This is a genomic window from Bradyrhizobium sp. 2TAF36 (genome assembly GCF_052114925.1).
In the GTDB taxonomy this organism is placed as follows: domain Bacteria; phylum Pseudomonadota; class Alphaproteobacteria; order Rhizobiales; family Xanthobacteraceae; genus Bradyrhizobium; species Bradyrhizobium barranii.
Window position 1 is genome coordinate 42,584 of record NZ_JBFRFR010000046.1, and the last position, 23,350, is coordinate 65,933.

25 protein-coding genes are annotated in these 23,350 nt (G+C 64.9%); 14 read left to right on the plus strand and 11 right to left on the minus strand.

The annotated features are described in order from the left end of the window. Nucleotides 1–149: 149 nt before the first annotated feature. Genes minE through minC form a run of 3 tightly spaced genes read right to left on the minus strand, consistent with a single transcriptional unit; the run spans nt 150 to nt 1,963 of the window. A complete protein-coding gene (gene minE, locus AB4Z51_RS25855) occupies nt 150–431 on the minus strand; it encodes a cell division topological specificity factor MinE (RefSeq protein WP_071914453.1) in 282 nt (93 codons plus the stop codon). Continuing rightward, the gene (gene minD / locus AB4Z51_RS25860) at nt 428–1,243 is read right to left on the minus strand and encodes a septum site-determining protein MinD (protein ID WP_441498262.1); all 816 of its coding nucleotides are present in this window, start codon (nt 1,241–1,243) and stop codon (nt 428–430) included. Before minD ends, minE begins: the two co-directional genes overlap by 4 nt. Nucleotides 1,244–1,264: 21 nt before the next feature. After that, on the minus strand, nt 1,265–1,963 hold the full coding sequence (gene minC / locus AB4Z51_RS25865) for a septum site-determining protein MinC (protein WP_063983592.1): 699 nt from the start codon (nt 1,961–1,963) through the stop codon (nt 1,265–1,267). 371 nt (nt 1,964–2,334) lie between these two features. On the opposite strand from minC, the gene panB reads away from it, so the two are divergent. After that, nucleotides 2,335–3,156: a 3-methyl-2-oxobutanoate hydroxymethyltransferase gene (panB, locus tag AB4Z51_RS25870; protein ID WP_135216169.1), complete on the plus strand. Its 822-nt coding sequence runs from the start codon at nt 2,335–2,337 to the stop codon at nt 3,154–3,156. Between the two features lie 119 nt (nt 3,157–3,275). On the opposite strand, the gene AB4Z51_RS25875 is transcribed toward panB, so the two are convergent. Then, entirely contained in the window at nt 3,276–4,292 is a 1,017-nt protein-coding gene (locus AB4Z51_RS25875) for an ABC transporter substrate-binding protein (RefSeq protein ID WP_167768225.1), read from the minus strand. A gap of 99 nt (nt 4,293–4,391) precedes the next feature. Here AB4Z51_RS25875 and AB4Z51_RS25880 point away from each other — a divergent pair, with 99 nt between their 5' ends. From AB4Z51_RS25880 to AB4Z51_RS25905, 6 genes are all read left to right on the plus strand, one after another. Next, a complete protein-coding gene (locus tag AB4Z51_RS25880; RefSeq protein WP_063983595.1) occupies nt 4,392–5,039 on the plus strand; it encodes a TetR/AcrR family transcriptional regulator in 648 nt (215 codons plus the stop codon). An 84-nt stretch (nt 5,040–5,123) separates the two neighbouring features. Then, entirely contained in the window at nt 5,124–5,894 is a 771-nt protein-coding gene (locus tag AB4Z51_RS25885; RefSeq protein WP_441498263.1) for an ABC transporter permease, read from the plus strand. A 30-nt stretch (nt 5,895–5,924) separates the two neighbouring features. Continuing rightward, the gene (locus tag AB4Z51_RS25890; RefSeq protein WP_135216131.1) at nt 5,925–6,962 is read left to right on the plus strand and encodes an NAD-dependent epimerase/dehydratase family protein; all 1,038 of its coding nucleotides are present in this window, start codon (nt 5,925–5,927) and stop codon (nt 6,960–6,962) included. Next, a complete protein-coding gene (locus AB4Z51_RS25895) occupies nt 6,949–7,770 on the plus strand; it encodes a GNAT family N-acetyltransferase (RefSeq protein ID WP_135216130.1) in 822 nt (273 codons plus the stop codon). The genes AB4Z51_RS25890 and AB4Z51_RS25895 overlap by 14 nt, the downstream gene beginning before the upstream one ends. 6 nt (nt 7,771–7,776) lie before the next feature. Then, nucleotides 7,777–8,832: a dihydrodipicolinate synthase family protein gene (locus tag AB4Z51_RS25900; RefSeq protein WP_441498264.1), complete on the plus strand. Its 1,056-nt coding sequence runs from the start codon at nt 7,777–7,779 to the stop codon at nt 8,830–8,832. Further along, nucleotides 8,820–9,602: an ABC transporter ATP-binding protein gene (locus AB4Z51_RS25905; RefSeq protein ID WP_135216128.1), complete on the plus strand. Its 783-nt coding sequence runs from the start codon at nt 8,820–8,822 to the stop codon at nt 9,600–9,602. Before AB4Z51_RS25900 ends, AB4Z51_RS25905 begins: the two co-directional genes overlap by 13 nt. A gap of 129 nt (nt 9,603–9,731) precedes the next feature. On the opposite strand, the gene AB4Z51_RS25910 is transcribed toward AB4Z51_RS25905, so the two are convergent. The 3 genes from AB4Z51_RS25910 to AB4Z51_RS25920 form a co-directional block, all read right to left on the minus strand. After that, nucleotides 9,732–10,823 carry a TRAP transporter substrate-binding protein gene (locus AB4Z51_RS25910; protein WP_028151794.1) on the minus strand — a complete coding sequence of 364 codons (1,092 nt, stop codon included), beginning with the start codon at nt 10,821–10,823 and terminating at the stop codon, nt 9,732–9,734. Between the two features lie 177 nt (nt 10,824–11,000). Further along, a complete protein-coding gene (locus AB4Z51_RS25915; protein ID WP_135216126.1) occupies nt 11,001–11,258 on the minus strand; it encodes a hypothetical protein in 258 nt (85 codons plus the stop codon). Between the two features lie 64 nt (nt 11,259–11,322). Further along, complete coding sequence (locus tag AB4Z51_RS25920) at nt 11,323–12,306, minus strand: DUF2778 domain-containing protein (RefSeq protein ID WP_135216168.1); 984 nt, start codon at nt 12,304–12,306, stop codon at nt 11,323–11,325. A gap of 190 nt (nt 12,307–12,496) precedes the next feature. Here AB4Z51_RS25920 and AB4Z51_RS25925 point away from each other — a divergent pair, with 190 nt between their 5' ends. After that, the gene (locus AB4Z51_RS25925; protein ID WP_135216125.1) at nt 12,497–12,937 is read left to right on the plus strand and encodes a DUF1810 domain-containing protein; all 441 of its coding nucleotides are present in this window, start codon (nt 12,497–12,499) and stop codon (nt 12,935–12,937) included. 134 nt (nt 12,938–13,071) lie between these two features. After that, nucleotides 13,072–15,153, plus strand: coding sequence for a methyl-accepting chemotaxis protein (locus tag AB4Z51_RS25930; protein ID WP_135216124.1), 2,082 nt, complete (start codon nt 13,072–13,074; stop codon nt 15,151–15,153). 15 nt (nt 15,154–15,168) lie between these two features. Here the strand turns inward: AB4Z51_RS25930 and AB4Z51_RS25935 are convergent, their stop codons facing one another. The 3 genes from AB4Z51_RS25935 to AB4Z51_RS25945 are packed head-to-tail and all read right to left on the minus strand — an operon-like array spanning nt 15,169 to nt 17,819. Beyond that, nucleotides 15,169–16,248 (minus strand): acyltransferase family protein, encoded by a 1,080-nt coding sequence (locus tag AB4Z51_RS25935; RefSeq protein ID WP_441498265.1) that lies wholly within the window; start codon nt 16,246–16,248, stop codon nt 15,169–15,171. Continuing rightward, nucleotides 16,248–16,838, minus strand: coding sequence for an NADPH-dependent FMN reductase (locus AB4Z51_RS25940; protein ID WP_135216122.1), 591 nt, complete (start codon nt 16,836–16,838; stop codon nt 16,248–16,250). Before AB4Z51_RS25940 ends, AB4Z51_RS25935 begins: the two co-directional genes overlap by 1 nt. A 51-nt stretch (nt 16,839–16,889) precedes the next feature. Beyond that, complete coding sequence (locus tag AB4Z51_RS25945; protein ID WP_135216121.1) at nt 16,890–17,819, minus strand: AraC family transcriptional regulator; 930 nt, start codon at nt 17,817–17,819, stop codon at nt 16,890–16,892. A gap of 296 nt (nt 17,820–18,115) precedes the next feature. Between AB4Z51_RS25945 and AB4Z51_RS25950 the strand changes: the two genes are divergently transcribed. Genes AB4Z51_RS25950 through AB4Z51_RS25960 form a run of 3 tightly spaced genes read left to right on the plus strand, consistent with a single transcriptional unit; the run spans nt 18,116 to nt 20,722 of the window. Continuing rightward, nucleotides 18,116–19,222 carry a DUF2336 domain-containing protein gene (locus AB4Z51_RS25950; RefSeq protein WP_135216120.1) on the plus strand — a complete coding sequence of 369 codons (1,107 nt, stop codon included), beginning with the start codon at nt 18,116–18,118 and terminating at the stop codon, nt 19,220–19,222. Then, a complete protein-coding gene (locus AB4Z51_RS25955; RefSeq protein WP_028152715.1) occupies nt 19,219–19,551 on the plus strand; it encodes a PilZ domain-containing protein in 333 nt (110 codons plus the stop codon). The genes AB4Z51_RS25950 and AB4Z51_RS25955 overlap by 4 nt, the downstream gene beginning before the upstream one ends. A 49-nt stretch (nt 19,552–19,600) precedes the next feature. Then, the gene (locus AB4Z51_RS25960) at nt 19,601–20,722 is read left to right on the plus strand and encodes an HD-GYP domain-containing protein (protein ID WP_135216119.1); all 1,122 of its coding nucleotides are present in this window, start codon (nt 19,601–19,603) and stop codon (nt 20,720–20,722) included. Between the two features lie 452 nt (nt 20,723–21,174). On the opposite strand, the gene AB4Z51_RS25965 is transcribed toward AB4Z51_RS25960, so the two are convergent. Beyond that, a complete protein-coding gene (locus tag AB4Z51_RS25965) occupies nt 21,175–21,852 on the minus strand; it encodes a nitroreductase (RefSeq protein WP_135216118.1) in 678 nt (225 codons plus the stop codon). 125 nt (nt 21,853–21,977) lie between these two features. On the opposite strand from AB4Z51_RS25965, the gene AB4Z51_RS25970 reads away from it, so the two are divergent. Together AB4Z51_RS25970 and AB4Z51_RS25975 are read left to right on the plus strand one after the other, a co-directional pair. Further along, complete coding sequence (locus AB4Z51_RS25970; RefSeq protein WP_441498266.1) at nt 21,978–22,940, plus strand: alpha/beta hydrolase; 963 nt, start codon at nt 21,978–21,980, stop codon at nt 22,938–22,940. 116 nt (nt 22,941–23,056) lie between these two features. Next, entirely contained in the window at nt 23,057–23,305 is a 249-nt protein-coding gene (locus AB4Z51_RS25975; protein ID WP_135216116.1) for a hypothetical protein, read from the plus strand. The last annotated feature ends 45 nt before the right edge of the window (nt 23,306–23,350 follow it).

Sequence of the window (23,350 nt, forward strand, 5' to 3'; positions counted from 1 at the left end):
TTTCGCCGCAGGTCCCGTTCCGCCCACGACCGATCACATCGGCAGGCCCGGAATTCGAACTGACGAGCAAGCAAGACAAAGGCGGTCCGCTATGCCCAGCGGACCGCCTTCTCACCCACCCCAAATTTGCAGTGTACCGGCCGGATCCCCTACCCGACCGCCGCGCGCTTGCGCTCGATATCGTTCGGCACCTCGATATCGACCTCCAGGGTCGATACCTCGTCGCCGCGATCGAGCCGGACGATGACCTTGGTCGGGTCCAGCGTGACGTGCCTGGACACGACAGCAAGAATTTCCTCGCGCAGCACGCCGAGCAGATCGGGCTGGCCGCGCAATCCGCGTTCATGGGCAAGCAGGATCTGCAATCGCTCGCGAGCGACCGGGGCAGAGGCCTTCTTGCCGCGGAGAAGCCGAAGCAGACCCATGCTCATGCAGCCCTCCGTCGCAGCAGACGATCCATGAAGCGCCTGCGCTCGGCCGGAACCTGCATCGCCACGGTGTCGCCGCACAGCCGCCGCGCCGCGTCGATATAGGCCCGTGCGGGTGCGCCGTCCACGTTCGACAGCGTCACCGGCGTGCCGACATTGGAGGCCTTCAACACGTCCTGGCTCTCGGGGATGATGCCGAGCAAGGGCGTTGCGAGGATTTCGAGGATGTCGTCGATGGTCAGCATCTCGCCGCGCGCGGCGCGCGAGGCATCGTAGCGGGTGATGAGAATGTGCTTCTGGACGTGCTCGCCCTTCTCGGCCCGCACCGTCTTGGAATCGAGCATGCCGATGATGCGGTCGGAATCGCGCACCGAGGAGACTTCCGGATTGGTGACGATCACGGCTTCGTCCGCAAAGCGCATCGCCATGGAGGCGCCGCGCTCGATGCCGGCCGGGCTGTCGCAGATCACCCAGTCGAAGCGGTCGCGCAAATCGTCGATGACCTTGCCGACGCCCTCTTCCGTCAACGCGTCCTTGTCGCGGGTTTGCGAGGCCGGCAGCAGSMASAGMKTCTCCAGCCGCTTGTCGCGGATCAGCGCCTGCGGCAGCTTTGCGACGCCCTGCACCACGTTGATGAGATCGAACACGACGCGGCGTTCGGCGCCCATGACGAGGTCGAGGTTGCGCAGGCCGACGTCGAAATCGACGACGACGACCTTGTCGCCGCGCTGCGCCAGCGCAGCCCCCAGTGCGGCGGTCGTCGTGGTCTTGCCGACCCCACCCTTGCCTGATGTCACGACCAGTACCTTACTCATCTGAAATGTCTCCTTTGCTGGTCAGTTCAGTGCTGTAATTCGCATGGTATTCCCCTGCAGCCAGGCCTGCGCCGGCTTGCCGCGCAAAGCGGCGTCGATGTCGTCCGCAGTCTGGTAAAATCCATCAATTGCAAGCAGTTCAGCCTCGATCTTCTGACAATAGATGCGGGCGCTCGTGTGCCCATTGACCCCCGCCATGGCACGGCCGCGGAGCGCGCCGTAGATGTGGATGGAACCGCCGGCGACGACTTCGGCGCCGGAGCCGACCGATCCGAGAATGGTGACGTCGCCTTCCGGGAAGATCACGGTCTGGCCCGAGCGCACCGGGCTATCGAGCAGGAGCGAGGTCGGCTTGGTTACGGCCTTCGCCTCGGCCTTCTTCGGCGCGCTCGGCTCGACCACGCAGCTGCGCCCTCCCGAGAGCAGCGGCGGCATCGTCGGCGTCAGCCGGCCCTCCTCCACCCCCTCGATCCCGAGCACCCGGATGTTGCGATCCTGGAGGCTCGTGAGCAGATGGGCGATGCCGGACTGGCTGAGATCGACCGAGGACAGATCGATCACCACGGGCCGGCCGGCGAAGAAACCCGGCGAGCGCGCAATCGTGGCGTCGATCTCCTGCAGCCAGTCCTGGATCGGAACCGTCGGCACGAACACGAAGGCCACGTAGGAGCGCCCGCGCAGGCGAACCATTTGGCGTTGGACTTTTGCTGCAGCCTCCATAGCGGCCGACTCGATCCCTGTTATTGAATGGTTAACGATGCGGCGGATTTGGTTAACGGCGGGTTAATTTATCCGTGGGTCACGTGGGGGTGTGGACGGGCTGGGCCTGCGGAAGGGCTTGGGCGAGCGCTTCCGCGCAACACACCGCTGTCATGCCCCGGCTTGACCGGGGCATCCAGTACGCCGCGGCTTATCCGCATCATGGCACGGCCTCTGGAATACTGGATCGCCCGCCTACGCGGGCGATGACACTGAGAATGTCGAGACAGTGGGCCCTCACGCCGTCCATTGTGATCGCAGGCCCGACCATCCGGATTGACATGCTCATGGCATCTGGTTTCGATCCGCCTCCCCCGTGGACGGAGCCGATTATGTCAATTCAGTCTTCCATCAGGCGCAAGACCGCGCCGGACATCCGTGCACGCAAGCGGGGCGAACCGATCGTGATGCTGACCTCCTATCACGCGCATACGGCCGCACTGGTGGATCGGCATTGCGACGTCATTCTGGTCGGCGATTCCCTTGGTAACGTCATGCACGGCTTCGAGACGACGGTGCCTGTTACGCTCGACATGATGATCCTTCAGGGCGCCGCGGTGATGCGGGGCTCGAAGCAGGCGCTGGTCGTCGTCGACATGCCGTTCGGCTCGTATGAAGCTTCCAGGGAGCAGGCGTTCAACTCCGCGGTGCGGATCATGAAGGAAACGCAATGCGGCGCGGTGAAGCTCGAAGGCGGCGTTCGCATGGCGGAGACGATTGCATTCCTGTCCGGGCGCGGCATCCCGGTGATGGGCCACATTGGTCTGACACCGCAATCCATCAACACGCTCGGTTCGTTTCGTGCCCAGGGGCGCAACGAGGTGGACTGGGGCCCGATCGAGGACGATGCGAAGGCCGTCGCCGATGCCGGTGCATTCTCGGTCGTCGTCGAAGCCGTGGCCGAACCGTTGGCGCGCAGGATTACGGAGACGATTGCGATCCCCACCATAGGCATCGGCGCGAGCGCTGCCTGCGACGGTCAGGTGCTCGTGCTCGAGGACATGCTCGGGCTGTCGCCGCGAACCCCGAAATTCGTCCGGCGGTACGGCAATCTTGGTCCGGCCATCGAAGCGGCGATCGAAGGCTATGCCGCCGACGTGCGGTCACGCACCTTTCCCGGGCCCGAACACGTCTACGAGATGAAAAAGAGCTGAGGGTGGCACCGTAGCCCGGATGGAGCGCAGCGAAATCCGGGACAGCGCATCCTCAGCGGCAGGTTTCCCGGATTGCGCTTCGCTCCATCCGGGCTACAAGCGGAAGCGTACCGCTCCCCCTACTTCTTCACCTTGCTCGCATCCATCTTGACGGCGGGATCCAGCATCTTCGTCGTGAACGCCGTCGTCACGTCGAACGGCTTCTCCATACCGAGATAGGTCTGGACCAGCTCATAGTCCTTCTTCATCCGCTCGCCGTCGATCCAGCCGAGACCCTTGGTGGTCGTGAACTCGTCGGTCATCAAATACTTGATGCGCTCCCACTGCCGCTCCTGGTTCTCCCTGTCGTGGCCGGAGACCTGGTCGAGCAGCGCCTTCAGGCACGGCGTGACGTCGGCGACACAGGCCGCAAAGGCCTTCTGCGAGATGCGGACGAACTCCTCGACCAGCTTCGGGTTCTTCTGCAGATAGGCGCCGTTGACGATCAGCGAATTGCCGTAGGGGTTGAGCCCGATGTCCTTCCAGTTGACGAAGCCGAGATCGCTTCCGAACTCCGTCACCTTCAGATCGTGCTCGTTGTAGAAATCGCTGATGATGTCGACGGTATGGCTCTTCAGCGCGGCGATCTTCGCGGTCGGGCCGATATTGACGAAGCTGACGGCATCAGGCGCGATGCCTGCGGCCTTGGCAAAGGCCGGCCACATCACGCGCGAGGCGTCGCCGGGCGGGTTGCCGATCTTGTGGCTCGGAAAATCCTTGACGCCATTCACGCCGTAGCTCTTCAGCCAATAAAACGTCTGGCCGGTGTTGGCGTAGATGCTCATCAGCGCGACATCGTCCGCGCCCTTGCTTTTCGCGACCAGCATCGTGGCGAGATCGGCGACGCCGAAGGCTGAGCCGCCCGAGCCGACCTTGGCGGCGGAGACGCCGGAGCCCTTGCCGACCTCGATGGTGAGGTCGATGCCGGCCTTCTCGAACCAGCCCTGCGCCTTGGCGTAATAGAACGGCGAATGGTCGGCCGTCGGCGTCCAGTTCAGGATCAGATTGACCGCCTCGCCCGCGCTCGCCGGCACCGCCGGCACACCGAGCATCAGGGCCAAAGCCAAAGCCGAGCCCGCAGCCTGCAAACGCTTCATCGCATCCCTCCTCATTGCCGCGACCCGGCTTGTCGCTCTCCCCATGTGAGGATACCAATGCAACAAGCCGCCCTCGACTTGTCAACTGTCTGGTTGGAAATGCCCGCAAAACGTTCAGGCGACACCGTGCCGCAGCGGCGCGATCCCGTCGCCACCCGCAAGAAGCTGCTCACCGCGGCGCGCCTGGAGTTCGCCCGGCACGGCTTTGCCGGCGCCCGCGTCGACGAGATCGCGGAGCGCGCCGGCGTCAACAAGCAGCTCGTCTACCACTACTTCGGCGACAAGGACGCGCTCTATCTCGCTGTGCTCGAATGGGTCTACGCCGACATCCGCGAGCAGGAGCGCCAGCTCAACCTCGAAGGCCTGCCGCCGGAAAAGGCGATCCGGAAGCTGATCGAGGCCTCGTTCGATTACCTCGCAACAAACCCCGATTTTATCGTGCTCCTGAACGACGAGAACCGCGGTGGCGCCCGCCACGTCCGGGGCTCGACCCGGCTGGAGGCGATGCATTCGCCGCTGGTGAAGAGCGTCTCCCACATCCTCCACGAGGGCGTTCGCACCGGCGTGTTCCGCAAGGGGATCGATCCGATCCAGCTCTATATCTCCATCGCCGGCCTCAGCTATTTCTATCTCTCCAACACGCCGACGCTGTCGGCGATCTTCGGCAAGGACCTGTCGAGCCGGGCGGCAAGGCGCGCCCGCCGCAGGCATGTCGTGGACCTCTTGCTGCATTCGCTCCGGCCCTAATCAACCAACTGGTTGAAACTTTCCGAAAGGCCGGCTAGGCTTAACTTCCAGCGGCATCGTCGCCGCAGTGACAGGGAGCAACCGGTGACCGGAGACGGCGCACGCACCTCGCGCAGCTTTGCGATCATCCTGATCGTGCATCTCGCCGTGCTCGTGCTCTGGCAGGTCGCGGTCGATGCCTTCCACGTGCCGAAATTCATCCTGCCCTCCCCGCTCGCGACGGTGCAGACGCTGGGCACCGCGAGCTATGCCTGGGGCGCCAACACGCTGGTCACGGCGATCGAAATCCTCGGCGGCTTCGCCCTCGGCGCGTTCGTCGGCGTCGCGCTGGCCGTGATCTTCAGCTGGGCACCGCTGCTGAGCCTCGTGCTGCTGCCGCTGTTCGTGACGATGAACATGATCCCGAAGGTCGCGCTCGGCCCGCTCCTCATCGTCTGGTTCTCCTACGGCATCGTGCCGAACATCTTGATCGCCTTCAGCATCTGCTTCTTCCCGATCCTGCTGACCACCGCGCGCGGCCTGCGCGAGGTCGAGCCTGACCTGCTCGACCTCGTCAAATCGCTGCGGGGTTCGCGCTGGACGCTGTTCCGCAAGATCCAGTTGCCGGGATCGCTGCCTTACGTGTTCTCCGGCATGAAGGTCGGCGCGATCCTCGCGGTGGCCGGCGCCATCGTCGGCGAGTTCATCGCCTCCGAGCGCGGGCTCGGCTATCTCATGATCCAGGTGCAGTCGTCGCTCGACACGCCCGCGATGGTGATGGCCGTCGTGCTGCTGACCCTGCTCGGCGTCGCTCTCTACGGCCTGGTCCTCGCCCTCGAGCGCATGTTCGTGGTCGGCGATGCGAGGCAAACTTGAAACGGCAGAACTAACGACAAGGACCGATCCATGCTGCTCACCCGCCAGACGCTGCCGAAGACGATCCCGGATATCGCGGCCCTCGACGATCTCCTGTGCCGGCCGACCCAGGCGCTGATCGACGACCTCAAGAAGGTCGAGGGCGACATCATGATCCTCGGCGTCGCCGGCAAGATGGGACCGACGCTGGCGGGGCTCGCGAAAGCCGCCGCACCTGATCGCCGCGTCATCGGCGTCGCCCGCTTCAGCGACGCGAGCGTCAAGGACTGGCTGCACGCGCGCGGCGTCGAGACGATCAGTTGCGACCTGATGGACGAGAGCGCGATTCAGGCCCTGCCGAAGGCATCCAACATAGTCTTCATGGCCGGCCGCAAGTTCGGCGCCGAGGGTGACCTGTCGCTGACCTGGGCGATGAACGCGCATGTGCCGGCCCTCGTCGCGCAGGCCTTCCCGACGTCGCGCATGGTGGCGTTCTCGACTGGCTGCATCTATCCCTTCGTCCCCGTCGACGGCAAAGGCGCGACCGAGGACATGGCACCGAACCCGCCCGGCGAATACGCCCAGTCCTGCGTCGGCCGCGAGCGCATGTTCGAGTATTTTTCGCGCAAGTTTGAAACGCCGGGCCGCCTGTTCCGGCTCAATTACGCGATCGACATGCGCTATGGCGTGCTGCACGACATCGCCACAAAGGTGCTCACGGGAACGCCGATCGATGTCAGTCTCGGCCACGTCAATTTCATCTGGCAGGGCGATGCATCCGCGCAGGCGCTGCGGTGCCTTTCGCATTGCACCGCGCCGACCTCGCCGATCAACGTCAGCGGCCACGAGATTTTGGCGGTGCGAGATCTCGCAGCAAAATTCGGCGCGCGCTTCGGCCGCGCGCCGGTGCTGACAGGCAAGGAAGAGCCGACGGCCTGGCTGACCGACACGTCGAAAGCCGTGGAGCTGTTCGGCCTGCCGGTGGTCGACACCGAGCAGTTGATCGCCTGGACCGCGGACTGGGTGTCCCGCGCCATGCCAAGCCTCGGCAAGCCCACCAAATACGAGGTGCGCGATGGACGCTACTGACGGTTCGCCCATCCTCAAGCTCGGCGTCGACGACGCGATCGCCGGGCTGGTGCTGTCGACGGAAGCGCACTGGAACCAGACCGAGGAGGACTGGCGAATCTTCCTGCACGAGGGCGTGGTGTTCGGTATTCGCGACGGCCTACGGCTGGTCGCGACCGCGGCGCTGCTGCCCTATTCCGGCAACAACGCCTGGATCAGCATGGTGCTGGTATCGGGCACGCATCGCCGCCGCGGCCTCGCCACCCGTCTCGTCGATGCCTGCCTGGAAACCGCGCGCAAGAACGGGCTGACGAGTTGGCTCGACGCGACGCCCGACGGCGCCGCCGTCTACGGCCCGCTCGGCTTCACGCCGACGCTGCAATTGCGTCGGCTGAAGCTGGTGAAATCCGGGCGAGCCGAAGCCCCACCGCCTTCATCGGCGACCATCGATGCGCTGCGAGCGCGGGACCGGCGCGCCACCGGTTTCGACCGCACCGCACTCCTCGCCGCCATCGCCCTGCGCTCCGGCTCGCGCATCGTCGCCGCGCATGGCGCCATCGCGCTGGTTCGCGACGGCCGAACCGCGCGCCATATCGGACCGTTGCTTGCCAACAATGCCGCGCCAGCGCTGGCCCTGGTTCATGCGATCGTGCGCTCCGAGACCGGCCCGATTCTGATCGATGCCGTTGCGCCGCAAGCCGCGTTCCTGGACGGATTGACCGCCTCGGGCTGGACCATCGAGCGGCCGTTCCAGCGCATGCGGTTCGGCCCCGCCACCACCGCTGCCAAGGATACGCCGTTCGCCGTCGCCGGCCCTGAATTCGGATAGGACATCATGCACCACAGCCAGATCAACAGCGACGTCCGCAAGCTGATCGCCGACGGCACCGTGCTGCCGGCGCACCCCCTCGCGCTCACGGCGGAGCGCCAGCTCGACAAAACGCATCAGCGCGCGCTGACGCGCTACTACATCGACGCCGGCTCGGGCGGCCTTGCGGTCGGCGTCCACACCACGCAATTCGCGATCCGCGACGTCGGTCTCTATCGCCCGGTGCTCGAGCTCGCCGCCGAGACCGCTGCGAACTGGACCAAGCGTCCGCTGGCGATGGTCGCGGGCCTCRCCGGCCCGACCCGGCAGGCAACGGCTGAGGCCCGCACCGCGCGCGATATCGGCTATCACGCAGGGCTCCTCAGCCTCGCCGCGATGAAGAGCGCCTCCGAGGATGAGATCATTGCACATTGCACGGCGGTCGCCGCCGAGATCCCGCTGGTCGGCTTCTATCTCCAGCCGGCCGTCGGCGGGCTCGTCCTGTCGAGCCGGTTCTGGCAACGCTTCGCCGCGATCGACAATGTAATCGCGATCAAGATCGCGCCGTTCAACCGCTATCGCACACTCGACGTGCTGCGCGGCGTCGCGGCGGCCGGTGCGCTCGACCGCGTCGCGCTCTACACCGGCAACGACGACCACATCCTGCTCGACCTGATGCTGCCGTTCGATCTGCGCGACAACGGCATCACCACGCGCACCTACTTCAAAGGCGGCCTGCTCGGCCATTGGTCGGTGTGGACCGCGAGCGCCATCAAACAGTTCGAGCGCTGCAAGGCGGCGCGGCACAAGGAGACCGTGCCGGCCGATCTGCTCGCCCTCGATGCCCGCGTCACCGACTGCAACAGCGCCTTCTTCGACGTCGCCAACAATTTTCACGGCTGCATCGCCGGTTGCCACGAAGTGCTGCGGCGTCAGGGCCTGATGCAGGGCCTGTGGTGCCTCGACCCGAACGAGGGCCTCAGCCCCGGCCAGAAAGAGGAGATCGACCGCGTCTATCGCGAGCACGCCGACCTCGGCGACGATGCGTTCGTCGCCGCCAATCTGAGCAAATGGCTGGCATGAGCGCCGAGCCCTTCATCAGCCTGAGCGGCGTCCGAAAGGTCTATCGCAGCGGCGGCGCCGAGTTCCTGGCGGTGTCCGACGTCACGATGGACGTGCAGGAAGGTGAGCTCGTCTCGCTGGTCGGCCCCTCCGGCTGCGGCAAGACCACGGTGATGAAGATTTTGGCCGGCCTGCACGGCGCCGACGGCGGCACCGTCAGAATTGGCAATGCCAAGAGCCCGTTCGATCCGACCCGCGACATCGGCATGGTGTTCCAGCAGGCGCTGCTGCTGAAGTGGCGCACCATCCTGGACAACGTGCTGTTGCCGGCCGAGATCGTTGGCCTGCCGATCAAGGCCGCGCGCGATCGGGCGCGCGATCTGCTCAACCTGGTCGGGCTTGCCGGCTACGAGCAGAAATATCCGCGAGAGCTCTCGGGCGGCATGCAGCAGCGCACCGCAATCGCGCGGGCCTTCATTCACGATCCAAAACTGATCCTGATGGACGAGCCGTTCGGGGCGCTGGACGCCTTGACGCGCGAGCAGATGAATTTGGAGATGCTGCGGATCTGGCGCGAGAGCGGCAAGACCATCATCTTCGTCACGCACTCGATCCAGGAAGCCGTGTTCCTGTCCTCGCACTGCGCCGTGCTGACGGCGGGACCGGCGAAGATGGCCGACTACTTCCCGATCGACCTGCCCTTCCCGCGCGACCTGCCGCTGAAGACGACCGACGCGTTCGGCGCCTATGCAAGGCGGATCTATGCGAAGCTGGGGCTGGGCGCGGCTTGAGTCCGTAGCCCGGATGGAGCGAAGCGTAATCCGGGGCGGTGCCGTTGACGTGCGAGATCCCGGATTTCGCTCCGCTCCATCCGGGCTACGGAAGCGGGGCGCGGCGTAACCACCGCGCCCCCTTCACACTCAGGTCTTGTTCCGCATCTTGCTGAGCAGATAGTTGTCGTAGAAGTTTTCCGCGATCTGCGTGTAGAACAGCAGCTCCTTCATATAGGCGTCGTGGCTCTCCTTGGTGCGCTTGAACAGGTCGCTCTTGGCGGCGAGCTCGTTCAGGTGCTCCTGGGTGGCGTTGTAGCAGGCCTCCAGCACCGGCTGCGGGAACGCCTTCAGCTCCGCGCCGTTGGCGATCAGGCGCTTCAGCGCCGCCGGATTCACGCTGTCGTATTTCTCCARCATCCAGGCGCCGGCCGCCGAGGCGGCCTGATTGACGATCGCCTGGTACTGCTTCGGCAAGCTCGCCCACTTCTCGTCATTGACGATCATGTGCAGCATCGCACCGCCTTCCCACCAGCCGGGGAAGTAATAGTACTTGGCGACCTTCTGGAAACCGAGCTTCTCGTCGTCATAGGGACCGACGAATTCAGCGGCGTCGATCGAGCCCTTCTCCAGCGCCGCATAGACGTCGCCGCCGGCGAGCTGCTGCGGCACGATGCCGAGCCTGGCCAGCACGTGGCCGCCCATGCCGGCGATGCGGAATTTGAGGCCCTTGAGATCGTCGACGGTCTTGATCTCCTTGCGGAACCAGCCGCCCATCTGGGTGCCGGAATTGCCGCAGAGGATGGCGTGCGTCTTGAACGGCTTCAGCGCCTCGTTGGTGAGGTCGGCGCCGCCGCCGAAATACCACCAGGATTCCTGGTGGCGATGGTTCATGCCGAACGGCGCGCCGGTGGCGTAGGCCAGCGCCGGCTCCTTGCCGATGTAGAAATACAGCGGCGTCTGCGCCATCTCGACGGACGCGACGCTGACGGCATCGAGCGCCTGGAGGCCGGGGACGAGCTCGCCGGCCGCAAAGGTCTGGATCTGGAATTTGTTGTCGGTGGCTTCCGCAACGTATTTCGCAAAGGTCTGCGCCGTGCCGTAGATGGTGTCGAGCGACTTCGGGAAGCTCGAGGTCAGGCGCCATTTGATCTCCGGCGCGCCTTGCGCAATCGCAGGTGCAGCAACCAGCGTCGTCGCGCCGGCGACTGCGCCGCCCTTGAGGAATGTACGGCGTTTCATGTTGGGGTCTCTCCCTGGAAGTAAGTTTCAAACATATCGGCGTCTGGCCACGGTCTTCGCGGACCGTTTGCCCGTTCCTATAGCGGAGTTCAAGCTGGGAGCGGAAGGCCTGCCGGCGTCCGTAGCCCGGATGGAGCGCAGCGCAATCCGGGCGACGAGAGCGCGTTGAAAGGCCGCTCAGAGCAGCTTCGCGCTCACGAACAGCGCGCGCACGGCGTTGGTCGCCTGCACCGCGAGCATGGCGTTGCTGGCGGCGCCTTCGAGCGCCGCGACCGCCTCTTCATGGAGCGAGCGGAATTCCATCCACTCGACCGATTTGAAGTTGGTGAGGAATTGATAGGCCTGGCCGACGGTCGCAATCGCCAGCGTGTCGCCGTTCAGCTTGATCTTGAACGTCGTACGCAGCGGGGTCTCGGAACTTTGGGGATCACTCATGGGCTGCTTCTGGACGAGGTCGGCTTAACGAAGGGGAAACGGCAGCCCCGCCGTCCAGCAAATATCAGGAGTCGGTGCTCGCGCGCTGCGAGGCGGTCGCCGATCCGCGCAGGTTAGGCACGACGACCAGGCGGTTGAACTCGCCATTGTCCCAGGCCTTCAGGAAGCGATCATAGTCCTTGATCGAGACGCAGCCATTGGAGTCGCCGCGCGGCCCGAGCATGTAGTTGTGGGTGAGCAGGCCGACGCGGCCGAGCGCACTGGTGCCGTCAGTGGGCGTCAAGCGCAGGGCACGGACGCCGTGGAACAGCTTTTCGCGCGGCTTCAAATCGTAAGTCGCCGGCGGGGTCGCGCCAACCATGCGCTGGTCGACATGGTCGGGGTCGTCCATCAGCGCGCCCATGCCCGAATGCGCTTCCAGCGCGATGCCGCTCGGCAGGTAAAGGGCCTTGGCCTTGATGTCATACACCGCCGTGCGCGAATCGTAGCCGAGCGCGGCGAGATCAGGCGCCCTGCTGAGCAGGCCGTCGCCGGGAGTCAGTGACGCCAGCTTGATCTTGTCGGTGAATTTTTCGAAGAAATTGCGGTTGTCGACCCTGGGGTTGGTCTCGGCATAGGCTTGGCTTGATGCGATCTGGGACGCGAGGTCTGCCTGGGCCGGGCGCGAGCGCGGCACCGGGATGGCGTCGGCGCGCTGCGACGGCCTCGTCTCGTCAACCACGTGCCGGTCATCATCGGTCAGGGTCGAGCCGGTCAGGGTCGAGCGCCAGTCGTCGCCCTGGAGTTTTTGGGCCAGCATCGCCTTGGCGTCGCGCAGCTTGAGCTGGACCACGCTCACCGCGGAGCGCTCCAGCGTCCGCAGGCCGAAGTCACGGGCCGGCGGGCTGCTGGATACCGAAGCGAAACGGTCGTCAAACGAAGGGCCATTGGCCGGAGGCAGTGCGGTGGCCGGAGGCAGTGAGGCAGTGACCAGCGGCGCCGAATCGCCCATGTCCGCGACCCAGGCGGCCGCTCCCAGTGCCAGCGCGACGGCTGCCAAGGACAGCAGTATCGTCTCCGCTCGCCCAATACGGCGRCGCGACAACAGCCTTTCGGCGCTTGCGCGGTCGGAAACCATCAGATCCCCAAATCAACCCCGGAGGGGCCCAACCCCCGTCCGGAGACTCTATACCAGCTATCGCATTGGGAGCCAAAACTTAGGCATAATCGCGGCCGGCAAGCCCCCTTTGAGGTATCCAATGACCGATCCTTTCGACCTAGAGCGCTTTGTCAGGGCCCAGGACCCGGTTTTTCGCGACGTCCAGGGGGAGCTGGCCCGGGGCCGGAAACAGACTCACTGGATGTGGTTCGTCTTCCCGCAGATCGCCGGCCTCGGCTTCAGCACCATGTCGCGGCGCTACGCCATCGGCTCGCGCGCGGAGGCCAGAGCCTACCTCGCCCACCCCGTACTCGGTCCGCGACTCGTTGAATGCACCACGCTCGTGCTTGCCGTCGAGGGACGAACCATCAACGCGATCCTCGGCGCGCCCGATGACGCCAAATTCCGCTCGTCGATGACGTTGTTCGGCGCGGTCTCCGACGAACCCGTCTTCGACCAGGCGCTCGCCCGATATTTCGCAGGCGAGCGCGACGGCGCGACGCTGGAGATGCTCGCCAGGCTCGATCGGCCGGCGCGCTAGCGCGACCTACGCCTAGACGAATGGACGCATGCAGGCGGGGCATGGCGGCCGGCAGCGTAAACTCCGGATTAACACCGGCTGCCTATCGTTTGCGCAGAATAATTTTCTTCCCCGCGCCAATTGCCGGACAGATCATGAAAATCGGTACGCTGCTGACCACCGCCATCGTCTCGCTCTCGACAGTCGGCGGCGGCCTCGCCGTCTACGTCGCCGTGACGAAGTACCAGACGATGGACAGGATCGCCGAAGCGCAGGGACGCCTCGCGATCGTCCGCGCCGCCAGCGACATCCCGCGCTACCTCAACCCCGAGCGCGGCTTCGCCACCAACATCCTCTACGGGCCAGCGACGGTCGATCCGGCGCAGCTGACCGAGCACGACAAGCTGCGCAAGCAGACCGACGGCGCCCGCGACAGGATGAACGCGCTGCGCAAGGAGCTGCCCGGCCCGTTCGACGACGGTGCCACCATCGGCAGCAACATCGACGCGATCAATTCGAAATTCACCGCGCTCCGCGAGGCCATCGACAAGGCGATCGCAGGACCTGCGGATGCCCGCAAGGACGCGGCCAAAAAGGTCGTCGCCGACAATGCCGTGCTCAACGCGGGAGTCACCGCGCTGCTCAACGAGCAGGTCCGACGCATGGCGATCCTGAACGGCGACGCCTATCGCCAGTCCAACTACGCCAACATCGCCATGACGCTGCGCGACGTCGGCGGCCTCAATTCCAGCGTGCACAAGAACCTCGTCGGCGCGAAGAAAGTGGCCAACGACGGCGAGAAGGCCGACATGGCCCGCATGCAGGGCCGCAACGACCAGATCGTGATGTCGCTGATGGAATTGCGTGGCAATGCGGCAACTTCGGCCAACGTCGCCGCGGCGCTGGAGACGATGAACGCGAACTATGTCGAGGAATTCGGCCGCGAGATGAAGCTCGTCAAGGACGGCGCCGTCAGCGGCAAATACGAACACGATGTCGAGACCTTCTACGTGGCGTCCCAGAAGGGCCTCGGGTCCATCATCGGCGTCCGCGACGCCTTCTACGACAACGCCGAGCAGATCCTCGCCGGCGCTTCCTCCGCCGCGCGCACCAGCTTCACCATTGCGCTGGCCGGCCTCCTCGCCGTGCTGATCGCCAGCGCCGGCCTGATCGTGATGGTCCGCCGCCGCGTCTGCGCTCCGATCGTCAGCCTGACGACGCGGATGTCGCGCCTTGCCGACGGCGACGTTGCGGACGAGATCCCCGGCGCCGAGCGTTCCGACGAGATCGGTGCGATGGCCTCCGCCGTCCAGGTGTTCAAGGACAACATGATCCGGGCCGACCGGCTCGCAGCCGAGAAGCAGGCCGAGAACGACGGCAAGATGCGCCGCGCCCAGGCGCTCGACGGGCTCACCCGCGCATTCGAAGCCAAGGTCACCGAGCTCGTCGGCGGCCTCTCCCGCGCCTCCTCCACCATGGAAAGCACGGCGCAATCGATGACCTCGACGGCGGCCCAGACCAACAGCCAGGCCGCGGTCGTCGCCGCCGCCTCGCAGCAGACCTCGACCAACGTGCAGACGGTCGCGAGCGCGACCGAAGAGCTGACCTCCTCGATCTCCGAGATCGGCCGTCAGGTGGCACAAAGCACCGAGATCGCGGCCCGCGCCGTCGACAACGCCCGCCGCACCGGCGACACCGCGCGCGCGCTCGCCGAGGGTGCCCAGAAGATCGGCGACGTCGTTACGCTGATCCAGAGCATTGCCGAGCAGACCAATCTGCTGGCGCTCAACGCGACCATCGAAGCCGCCCGCGCCGGCGACGCCGGCCGCGGCTTTGCGGTCGTCGCATCCGAGGTGAAGTCGCTGGCGGGCCAGACCGCCAAGGCCACCACCGAAATCTCCGAGCAGATCACCGCGATCCAGTCCGCAAGCGACGAGACCGTGAACGCGATCCGCAACGTCGCCGACGTCATCGCCGAGATCGACCAGATCGGCACCGCGATCGCGGCTGCGATCGAAGAACAGGGCTCGGCAACCAGGGAGATCTCCCGCAGCGTGCAGGAAGCCGCGCGCGGCACCCAGGAGGTCAACACCAACATATCGGGCGTGCAGCGCGCCGCCGACGACACCGGTGCGGCCGCGAGGGAAGTGCTGGGCGCGGCTGAGCAGCTCTCGACCCAGTCGCGCGATCTCGCCGGACAGTTCGACCGTTTCCTCGGCGAGGTCAGGGCGGCCTAAGAGCGGCCGGCGGCATCAGGCCGCTCTTGTCACGATCCGCCTGCGTCCCAGGTCAATGAATGGCACTTCGACGAAGCGACACATCAGCCAGGCCGCCGGCGTCGTGATCAGCAACGCTGCCAGGAACAGGACCGCTGCGCGGATGACCGGATCCAGCTCGACCGGCAGCAGACGAGTCGCGATCGCAAGCCCGATCATGTGCAGCAGATAGAAGCTGTACGATATTCGTCCAAAGAACCGGGCGATTTCGAGATCCAGCGGCCGCAGTGCGACGAGCTTGCCGGGGCTGAAGGCGGCAAGCCAAATCAGAACGGACGCGCAGAGCGTTTCAAACGCGATCGTTACGGCGGTCTGCTTGCGAACCGCCACTATGACCAGGACAACAAGAGCGATGGCTGCGATCGTCGCTGCCCAAGGTGGTTGCGATCCCCTGGTCAGCGTGGTCCGGCTTGATTGTACGAGCAAGCCCACGACGAACGCGTAGAGCGGCGCAAGATTGGTGAAGCCGCCCRGCAAGTGAACATAGGGTCCCCAGAACGCAATTGCGAAGAGAAAGGCGACCAGGAGCCACACCGGGGTCGTGCCATGACGCCTCAGCAGAGCGTGGGATATCAGGATCACCGGAACTGCGACGCACTCCACGGTCAGGGACCACATCACGCCGTTGATGTCGCTCTTGATGAGGAGCGCATTGAGGACGACGTTGAATGGGTCGAACGAGGGCAGAAAGCCGATATAGAAGCCGAAGGTTTGATAGGCTAGCGTCAGCAGGAGCACCGTCGAGACAGCGGCAGGGAGCAGCCTGAACAGGCGGTGACGCACGAAGGTGACCGGATCGGGATCTCGATCCAGCGATCGCGCGAGAAGGAAGCCGCTGAGCACGAAGAAGACGACGACCGGCGCCATTCCGGTCGCGACCATGTCCCAAGACAGCATGCAGGCGTGAAACGCAAGCACCGACAGGGCCGCATAGCCACGCATGGCCTCAAGTCGCGGCAGAAACGCCGAATTCTCACGCAATTCCATTGGGCTGAATGGTTGGCGCGGCAGATCGCTGACGGCAACCGTCCCCCTGCGCGGAACAGCATACGGCATCAGTACGGCGGCGCCTTGCGCGTCCGCTGCGCCTTGGCGGCCTCGATCCACCACAGCAGGTCGTCGGCAAAGCGCGGGAACGAGCGCTCCAGTGCCTTGCCGCCCTCGCCGATCGGCTCGCTCTCGGCCGACAGCGTCTGCGCGATCGGGCCGACGCCGATGGTGCTCGACACCACGACCATGCCCATCTCCGACAGCGTGCCATGCCAGGCGGTCGAGGCGCGTGCACCGGACAGTCGGCCGGCCGAATAGCTCACGATCGCAGCCGGGCGCCAGAACCACTCTTCCAGGAAGTGATCGGTGAGGTTCTTCAGGCCGGGCTGGATGCCCCAATTGTATTCGCCGGCGACGAAGACAAAACCGTCGGCGCCGCGGATCTGCCCCGCCAGCTTCTCGAGCGCCTCGGGTGCCGCCCCCTTGGGATATTCCTTGTACATGCGATCGAGCATCGGCAGGCCGATCGCCTTGGCGTCGATGAACTCGACCTCCTCGCCGCGCTGGCGCAGGCGATCGATGACGAAATTCGCAAGGCGGACGCCCATGCGGTCGGAACGGTAGGAGCCGTAGAGGACGAGGATGCGATTGCTCATGGCCGGGACGCTAGCACGAAACGGCGGTACGGCCTCAACCGATTTGCCGCGCTACCGTTGCCGTCCGAGCTCCAGCGTTTGCGACGGCGTCTCGCCGAACTGGTCGCGATAGCTTCTGGAGAAGTCGCTGAGATGCCAGAAGCCGAACGCCAGTGCGACGGCCTTGACGCTGTCGGCACCGGCGAGCAGGCGCTGACGCACTAGCCACAACCGGCGCAGGCGCAAATAGCGATGCAGGCTCATGCCGCGATAGCGGCGGACGACGTCGTGCAGGGTGCGGACGGACAGGTTGAGCTTGCGCGCAATCTCCTCGCTGTAGATCGGCTGCGAGAGGTCGTCGGACAGAAGCGCGCGGATCTCCCGGAAGATCCTGAAGTTGCGCTCGTCATTGGGACGCAGGGTCCATCGCGCGGCAACGACGCTTTCGAATGCGTCGTCGACGGCGCCAAGCAGGGACTCCTTCATGGCCGCGGCCGTCAGCGGCACGTCCGCGGCTCCGATCGGCTCCGACGCGGCAGCCAGCACCTCCCGAACCAGGCTGCGCAGCCGGTTCAGGCTCGCGGCCGTCGTTTCAAATATCTTGAAGCTGGATGTCGCGTGCGGCCAGCCGCGATCCGTCACCTCCGGCCTGAACACCACCGAGGCAATTTGCCGCTGCACCTCCTCGATGGTGGTGTAGGCGGCGCCGCCGCTGCCGATGACGATGACCGGTCGTGCCCGCTGCGAGCCGTTGAAGCGGATGGGCACGTTGAGCTCATCCATCGTGAATCCGATGGCGGTGCAATTCTCGACGAGCTGCGCGTCGACGACGCGGGGAAACGCCCGCGTGAAATTCACGTCGCAACCGGGCAGCGACAGAATGGTCTGCTCGGCCGAAATCCTCCGTACGAAGGGCGTGAACTCGAAATTCAGGCCTCGTATGGCATTCCGAAATTCGTCGACGTCGGAGAAGCGAAATACCCTGGGCGCAATACTGTTCATGGCAATGTGAAACGTCGCGTCGTAACCAACGCGCGTCCGGCGGCGATGCCGGCTTCCCCCTTTCGGTTGTCCCGTTCGACCGAAAGAATCATCCTAATTCGTCTCGTTCAGTTGGCGAGGGTCCCGTTCAAAGGACAAGTCGCCGCATCGAGTCTCGCCGAATTTCGATAGCGTTTCCAGCGCCGCCAACGGTGCGCTGATACCCCGTCGATCAAGCTCTAAATTTCAAATTAACGCATGTCAGGCGGAATGAAGGTCATTGGATAGTCGCGATTTTTTTGAGTCAGGCCCCTGCCATGATGGCAAATTTGCCTGCTGATATTCTGGTTGAGCTGGAACAGGCGGTCGCTACGTGCCCGCCGGACCGCTGTGCACGCATCCTATCCGGCATTGTGCAGTTGCTCACCGGTAGCCGCGACCGGCCTCAGGAATTGCTCGCCGGCGTGGTTGACGGCGTTCTGCTGCGATTGACGGAACGCGTCGAGGCCAAGTCGCTCGTCCAACTCAGCACGGCGCTTGCCGAGCTCAAGGTGGCCCCGCCCGAGACATTGCAGCGCCTTGCCTCACACGACGACCCGGACGTGGCCTGTCCAGTCCTCCTCAAATCGCAGGCAGTCTCCGCCACCGATCTCGCGACGATCGCGGCCTCGTGCGGCGAGCGGCATCAACGCGCGATCGCCGCGCGCAACTCGATCGAGCCTGAAGTGGCCGAGGCGCTGATCAAGCGCGGCGGCCCGATCTGCCTTGCGCTGATCAAGAACCCTGGAACCCAATTCTCCGAGGCAACTTACGCCGCGCTGATCGCCAGGGCCGATCCGGACGGCGAGATTGCAAAGGCGCTGGTGCTGCGGCCCGGCACGCCCGACCTGGTCGTCCGGAAACTGCTCTCCGTGTCACCTGCCCCGAAGGCGCCGGCCAAGGCCAACGCATCCGCCATTCCACCCGCACGACAAGCCGCGCCGGTTCCGCCCAAGCTGCCCTGCCCGGCCGACTATGCGAGCGCGAGGCCGGAGATCGTCGCCCTCAGCCGAGTCGGCAAGCTCAACGATTCCACCGTCAACCGCTTCACGATCCGCGGCGAGACGGCCAATCTGTTCACGGCGCTCTCGGTGCTCTCCGGCGCGCCGATCGAGATCGTGGAGCATGTCATGACCGATGACGATTGCGAGGGCCTCGTCATGGCCTGCCGGGCCGCACGGCTGAACTGGGCCACCACGCTTGCGATCCTGAGCAACCGCAGCGGCTCACGGCTCTCCTTCGTCGAACGCGAACGGGCGCAGCAGATTTTCGAAACGCTTCTCTTGTCGACCAGCCAATGGACAGTGCGCTGGGGGGAAATTGCAGCGAGTGCCAACCCAAGCGATGCGGGACATCGCGGCACAAAAATGGGGGTTAGCCGATGAGGTTCGACGGTCGAAAGGCGCTTCGCGTACGGATGGATCACAAGCAGGCCGTCAATCTGATGGGCTCCGACGGCACCTGGCGACGCAGTTGCTTCCTGCTCGACGTGTCGCAAAGTGGCGCCAAGATCGAGGTCGAAGGGACGCTCGACGTGCTCCAGGCCAAGGAATTCTTCATGCTGCTGTCGTCGACGGGGCTTGCCTACCGGCGGTGCGAACTGGTGTGGATCGACGGCACCATGGCCGGCGTGCACTTCATCACCGCAGACGGCAAGAAGAAGCCGGCGAGCGCAAAGGCGGCCGCCGCGCCAAACTCCACGCCGAGCAAATAGGCTCCAGAATTCATCGAGCTCATTCAATGTCATCATAGTCCGGTCCGCCGTGCAGAGTGCCCGAACCATATCCAGCCCCGTCAAAAGCGACGGCGCCGTCCGAACGACGGAAGCGGTTCGCCCGTTTGTGCATGTGCTGGCCGATTCGTCCGACAAGCTGGCGGGGGTCTGCTCGGCCCTCGAACGGCAATTTACCGTCGCCGGCGAACGACTCGATGCGGAAGCCAGGCTGTCACAAGTGCCATTCGCGGTCGTCGTTCGCGCGGAGCTGCGTGACGTCGGCACCATCGCGGCCATCAAGAAGCGCGCCGGCAAGCTGGCGAAAGCCACGAAGCGCATCTTCCTCGTCGAGCACTCGTCCCACGTCGGCATCTCGCAGGCCTACGCACTCGGCGCCACCCTCGTTCTTCCCGGGGCGCTCAACAAGAGCAAGCTGCTGGCAGCGCTGGCTGACCCGGCCGAGCTGGCCTCTGCTGGCTCAAGTGACGCACCGCAACCGGACAACGCCGTCGAAGCCGCGGCAACCGCCATCGCTTCGATGTTCACGGCCGTCACGCTCGGCGAGCCCCTCGACGTCGACGGCACGAAGGAAGCGGGCCGCAGGATCGCCGACCGCATCACCGAGCACGGCCTATCCGAATGGCTTGCCACGGTGCGGCGTCACCATGAGGGAACCTACCAGCATTGCCTGCTCGTGACCGGCGTGGCGATCGACTTCGGACTGAGCCTCGGCGTCGGGCGAACCGATCTCGAGCGGCTGTATTCCGCAGCCATGTTCCACGACATCGGCAAGGCGCAGATTCCGCTTGCGATCCTCGACAAGCCCGGCCGCCTCGACACCGACGAACGCGCCATGATCGAGAAGCATCCGGCGGCGGGTTACGAGTTTCTGAAGGATCACGAGAAAATCTCGCCCGAGATTCTCGACGCCGTGCGGCATCATCACGAATATCTCGACGGAAGCGGTTATCCCGACGCGCTGTGCGGCGAGAGCATCAACGACATCGTCCGCATTCTGACGATCTCGGACATCTTCGCCGCGCTGATCGAACACCGGCACTACAAGCCGACGATGCCGCGCACCGAGGCCTACAACATTCTTTGCGGGATGACCGGAAAACTCGAGAAGGCCCTCGTAACCTCGTTCAAGGAGGTTGCGCTCACGCGATGACCGCGCAGGCTGGGCGCTCCCGCAGCGAGGACCTCGTCACGAACCGCGCTTAGTGCGTGGCCCGGTATTTGGCGCGGTGCGGAATCGACCGGGAGGCCAGTCCTTCCGCAAGCAGCTTCATGTCCTCGCGTCTGCCACTCCGGATCAGCTTGCCGAGCTCATCGGGTGTGAAGGGAAGATTTGGATCATCATCAATCGGATACCGCGGTCGCGGACCGAAGAACCGTCGAACCAGGCTAGCCAGCCGCCGCATGTCGATTCCCTCGCGCCAGCAACAAACCTTTCACTCCGCGTATTGTTCCTCCCGCGCGATCGAGATTGCAAGAGGCCACCAACGGCTCAGCATCAAAAAAATTGACGAGAGAATAATCTCCTCTCCTCCACCTCAGCCGGCTCTCCGCGTTAGTCGGCTCGCAGCGTCAGCCGGCTCTGCGCATCAGTGACTTCCCGCACTAGTCGGCAAAGCCGACATAACGCACGAAATCGTCGTTACCCTCGCGATCGGAGCGAACGGCGTTCGCGGCGAAGCTGTCGTCGGGATATCCCATCGCGACACATGTCATGATGACCTCGTCTTCCGGAATCTTCGCGACCTCGCGCACGATGTCGGAGCGCATGATGCCCTGCCCGTTGATCACCGAACCGAGACCGCGGTCCCAGGCCGCGAGCACGATGCCGTAGCAGAGCGCGCCGAGATCGAAATGGCAGACCGCGCCGGGATCCAGCACGCGGTCATAGGTCAGCACCAGCGAGACCGGCGCGTCGAACTGGCGGAAGCCGCGCAGCACCCAGTCCTGCCGCATCGGCTTGTCGTCGCGCGCGATCCCCATCGCGCCGAACAGCTTCTTGGCGATGTCGACCTGCCGGGTGCGATGAATGCCCTGGTATTCGCCGTGGCTGATGATGTCGCGCTTGACCTTGGCGCCGCCGACCATCTCCTCCATGTTGCGGCGGCGCAGCTCTTCAAGCGGAGGGCCTGTGAGCACATGGACATGCCAGGGCTGGGTGTTCATCGACGACGGCGCACGCTTGGCGCTCCCGATGATCGCCTCGATCACCGCGCGGGATACCTGCTGCTGCTTGAAACCGCGCACGCTGCGGCGCGACTGGACCAGCGTTTCGAATTCCAACTCTTGACCTCCCTGACCGTTCATTCCGCGGCATTGCAATTGTAACGCGTAACCGGTTGCCGATGCGGTACGCCAAATCTATGCTACCCCGCAAGCAAGACCAAGAACCCAGCGAGGACCTGCAAATGCCCGCACCGCTCGATCCCGTCATCGCCCAGATCATCCCGCTGCTGCCGCTGCGCGATCCCACCACGATGACGCCACAGAGCGCCCGCGATGCCTTGCGCGCACTGGCTGCCTCGCGTGCGGATGTGCCGCCGCCCCCCGTCGAAACGGTGCAGGATATCAAGGTGAAAGGCGGCGCCGGGCCGCTCGATGCACGTGTCTATCGCGTCGGCCCCAATCCTGCGCCAACCGTGGTCTTCTTCCACGGCGGCGGCTGGGTCGCGGGCGATCTCGAAACCCACGACCGGCAGGCGCGCAATCTCGCGATCGAGACCGGTGCGGTCGTCGTCTCCGTCGATTATCGGCGCCCGCCGGAAACGCGTTTTCCCGGCGCCTTCGAGGACGCGTTCGCCGCCGCAAGTGACATCTTCAACCGCGTCGCGGAATTTGGCGGCAACGCAAAGCGTCTCGGCGTTGCCGGCGACAGCGCCGGCGGAAATCTCGCAGCCGCCACGGCAATCGCCTGCCGCGATGCCGGCATCAAGCTGGCCGCACAATTGCTGGTCTATCCCGTGACCGACGTCGTCGGGGGCTACGCGGATGCGCGCGAGAACGCGCCCTATCCGTCACGCACCGAGAATGCCGACGGCTATTTTCTGACACGCGCGACGATGGAATGGTTTTGCGGCCACTATCTCGCCGATCCCAAGGATGCCGCCGACTGGCGGGTCTCGCCGCTCCGCGCCGCTTCGCTCAAAGGGCTCGCGCCCGCGATCGTGACCACCGCATGGTTCGATCCGTTGCGCGACGAAGGCGCGGCCTATGCACGGGCGCTGGAGGCCGMCGGCGTCCGCGTCAAGCACCATGAGGGCCCCGGCCTGATCCACGGCTATTTCGGCCTTGGCGATGCTTCCGCGGCCGCGAAGGCCGAGGCGCAACGCGCACGGGCCGATTTCAAGACACTGCTCGCGCGCGGAATCTGAACCGCAGATGAATGGAAAAATCCCCGACATCGGTCGTGGCGCGCATCGATCCTGCTTGATTGCGCCACGATTCGCGGTTCCAATCCGCTTGGTAATTTTGTCCTAGGGAGACACCCATGATGAAGCGGATTTTTCTCGCAGCGATTGTCGCCACCTTTGCAGCGGGCTCGGCCCTCGCGGACGACACCTGCGAGAGCAAGGCGGTCGGCAAGGACGGCAAGGCGCTCGCCGGCGCCGCCAAGACCTCGTTCATGAAGAAGTGCAAGGCCGACGCTTGCACGCCCAAGGCCGTCAGCGCCGACGGCAAGCCGCTTGCCGGTGCCGCCAAGAACAGCTTCATGAAGAAGTGCGAGGTCGGCGCCTGATCGCTGCTGGTTCGCCACTGCTGCACGGACACTCTGCAACTCCGT

Excerpts from the sequence above, each read along its gene's own strand:
- minE (WP_071914453.1), bottom strand. The coding sequence starts at position 431 with ATGAGCATGGGTCTGCTTCGGCTTCTCCGCGGCAAGAAGGCCTCTGCC.
- minC (WP_063983592.1), bottom strand. The coding sequence starts at position 1,963 with ATGGAGGCTGCAGCAAAAGTCCAACGCCAAATGGTTCGCCTGCGCGGG.
- panB (WP_135216169.1), top strand. The coding sequence starts at position 2,335 with ATGTCAATTCAGTCTTCCATCAGGCGCAAGACCGCGCCGGACATCCGT.
- AB4Z51_RS25875 (WP_167768225.1), bottom strand. The coding sequence starts at position 4,292 with ATGAAGCGTTTGCAGGCTGCGGGCTCGGCTTTGGCTTTGGCCCTGATG.
- AB4Z51_RS25880 (WP_063983595.1), top strand. The coding sequence starts at position 4,392 with ATGCCCGCAAAACGTTCAGGCGACACCGTGCCGCAGCGGCGCGATCCC.
- AB4Z51_RS25890 (WP_135216131.1), top strand. The coding sequence starts at position 5,925 with ATGCTGCTCACCCGCCAGACGCTGCCGAAGACGATCCCGGATATCGCG.
- AB4Z51_RS25895 (WP_135216130.1), top strand. The coding sequence starts at position 6,949 with ATGGACGCTACTGACGGTTCGCCCATCCTCAAGCTCGGCGTCGACGAC.
- AB4Z51_RS25905 (WP_135216128.1), top strand. The coding sequence starts at position 8,820 with ATGGCTGGCATGAGCGCCGAGCCCTTCATCAGCCTGAGCGGCGTCCGA.
- AB4Z51_RS25915 (WP_135216126.1), bottom strand. The coding sequence starts at position 11,258 with ATGAGTGATCCCCAAAGTTCCGAGACCCCGCTGCGTACGACGTTCAAG.
- AB4Z51_RS25925 (WP_135216125.1), top strand. The coding sequence starts at position 12,497 with ATGACCGATCCTTTCGACCTAGAGCGCTTTGTCAGGGCCCAGGACCCG.
- AB4Z51_RS25930 (WP_135216124.1), top strand. The coding sequence starts at position 13,072 with ATGAAAATCGGTACGCTGCTGACCACCGCCATCGTCTCGCTCTCGACA.
- AB4Z51_RS25940 (WP_135216122.1), bottom strand. The coding sequence starts at position 16,838 with ATGAGCAATCGCATCCTCGTCCTCTACGGCTCCTACCGTTCCGACCGC.
- AB4Z51_RS25945 (WP_135216121.1), bottom strand. The coding sequence starts at position 17,819 with ATGAACAGTATTGCGCCCAGGGTATTTCGCTTCTCCGACGTCGACGAA.
- AB4Z51_RS25950 (WP_135216120.1), top strand. The coding sequence starts at position 18,116 with ATGATGGCAAATTTGCCTGCTGATATTCTGGTTGAGCTGGAACAGGCG.
- AB4Z51_RS25955 (WP_028152715.1), top strand. The coding sequence starts at position 19,219 with ATGAGGTTCGACGGTCGAAAGGCGCTTCGCGTACGGATGGATCACAAG.
- AB4Z51_RS25975 (WP_135216116.1), top strand. The coding sequence starts at position 23,057 with ATGATGAAGCGGATTTTTCTCGCAGCGATTGTCGCCACCTTTGCAGCG.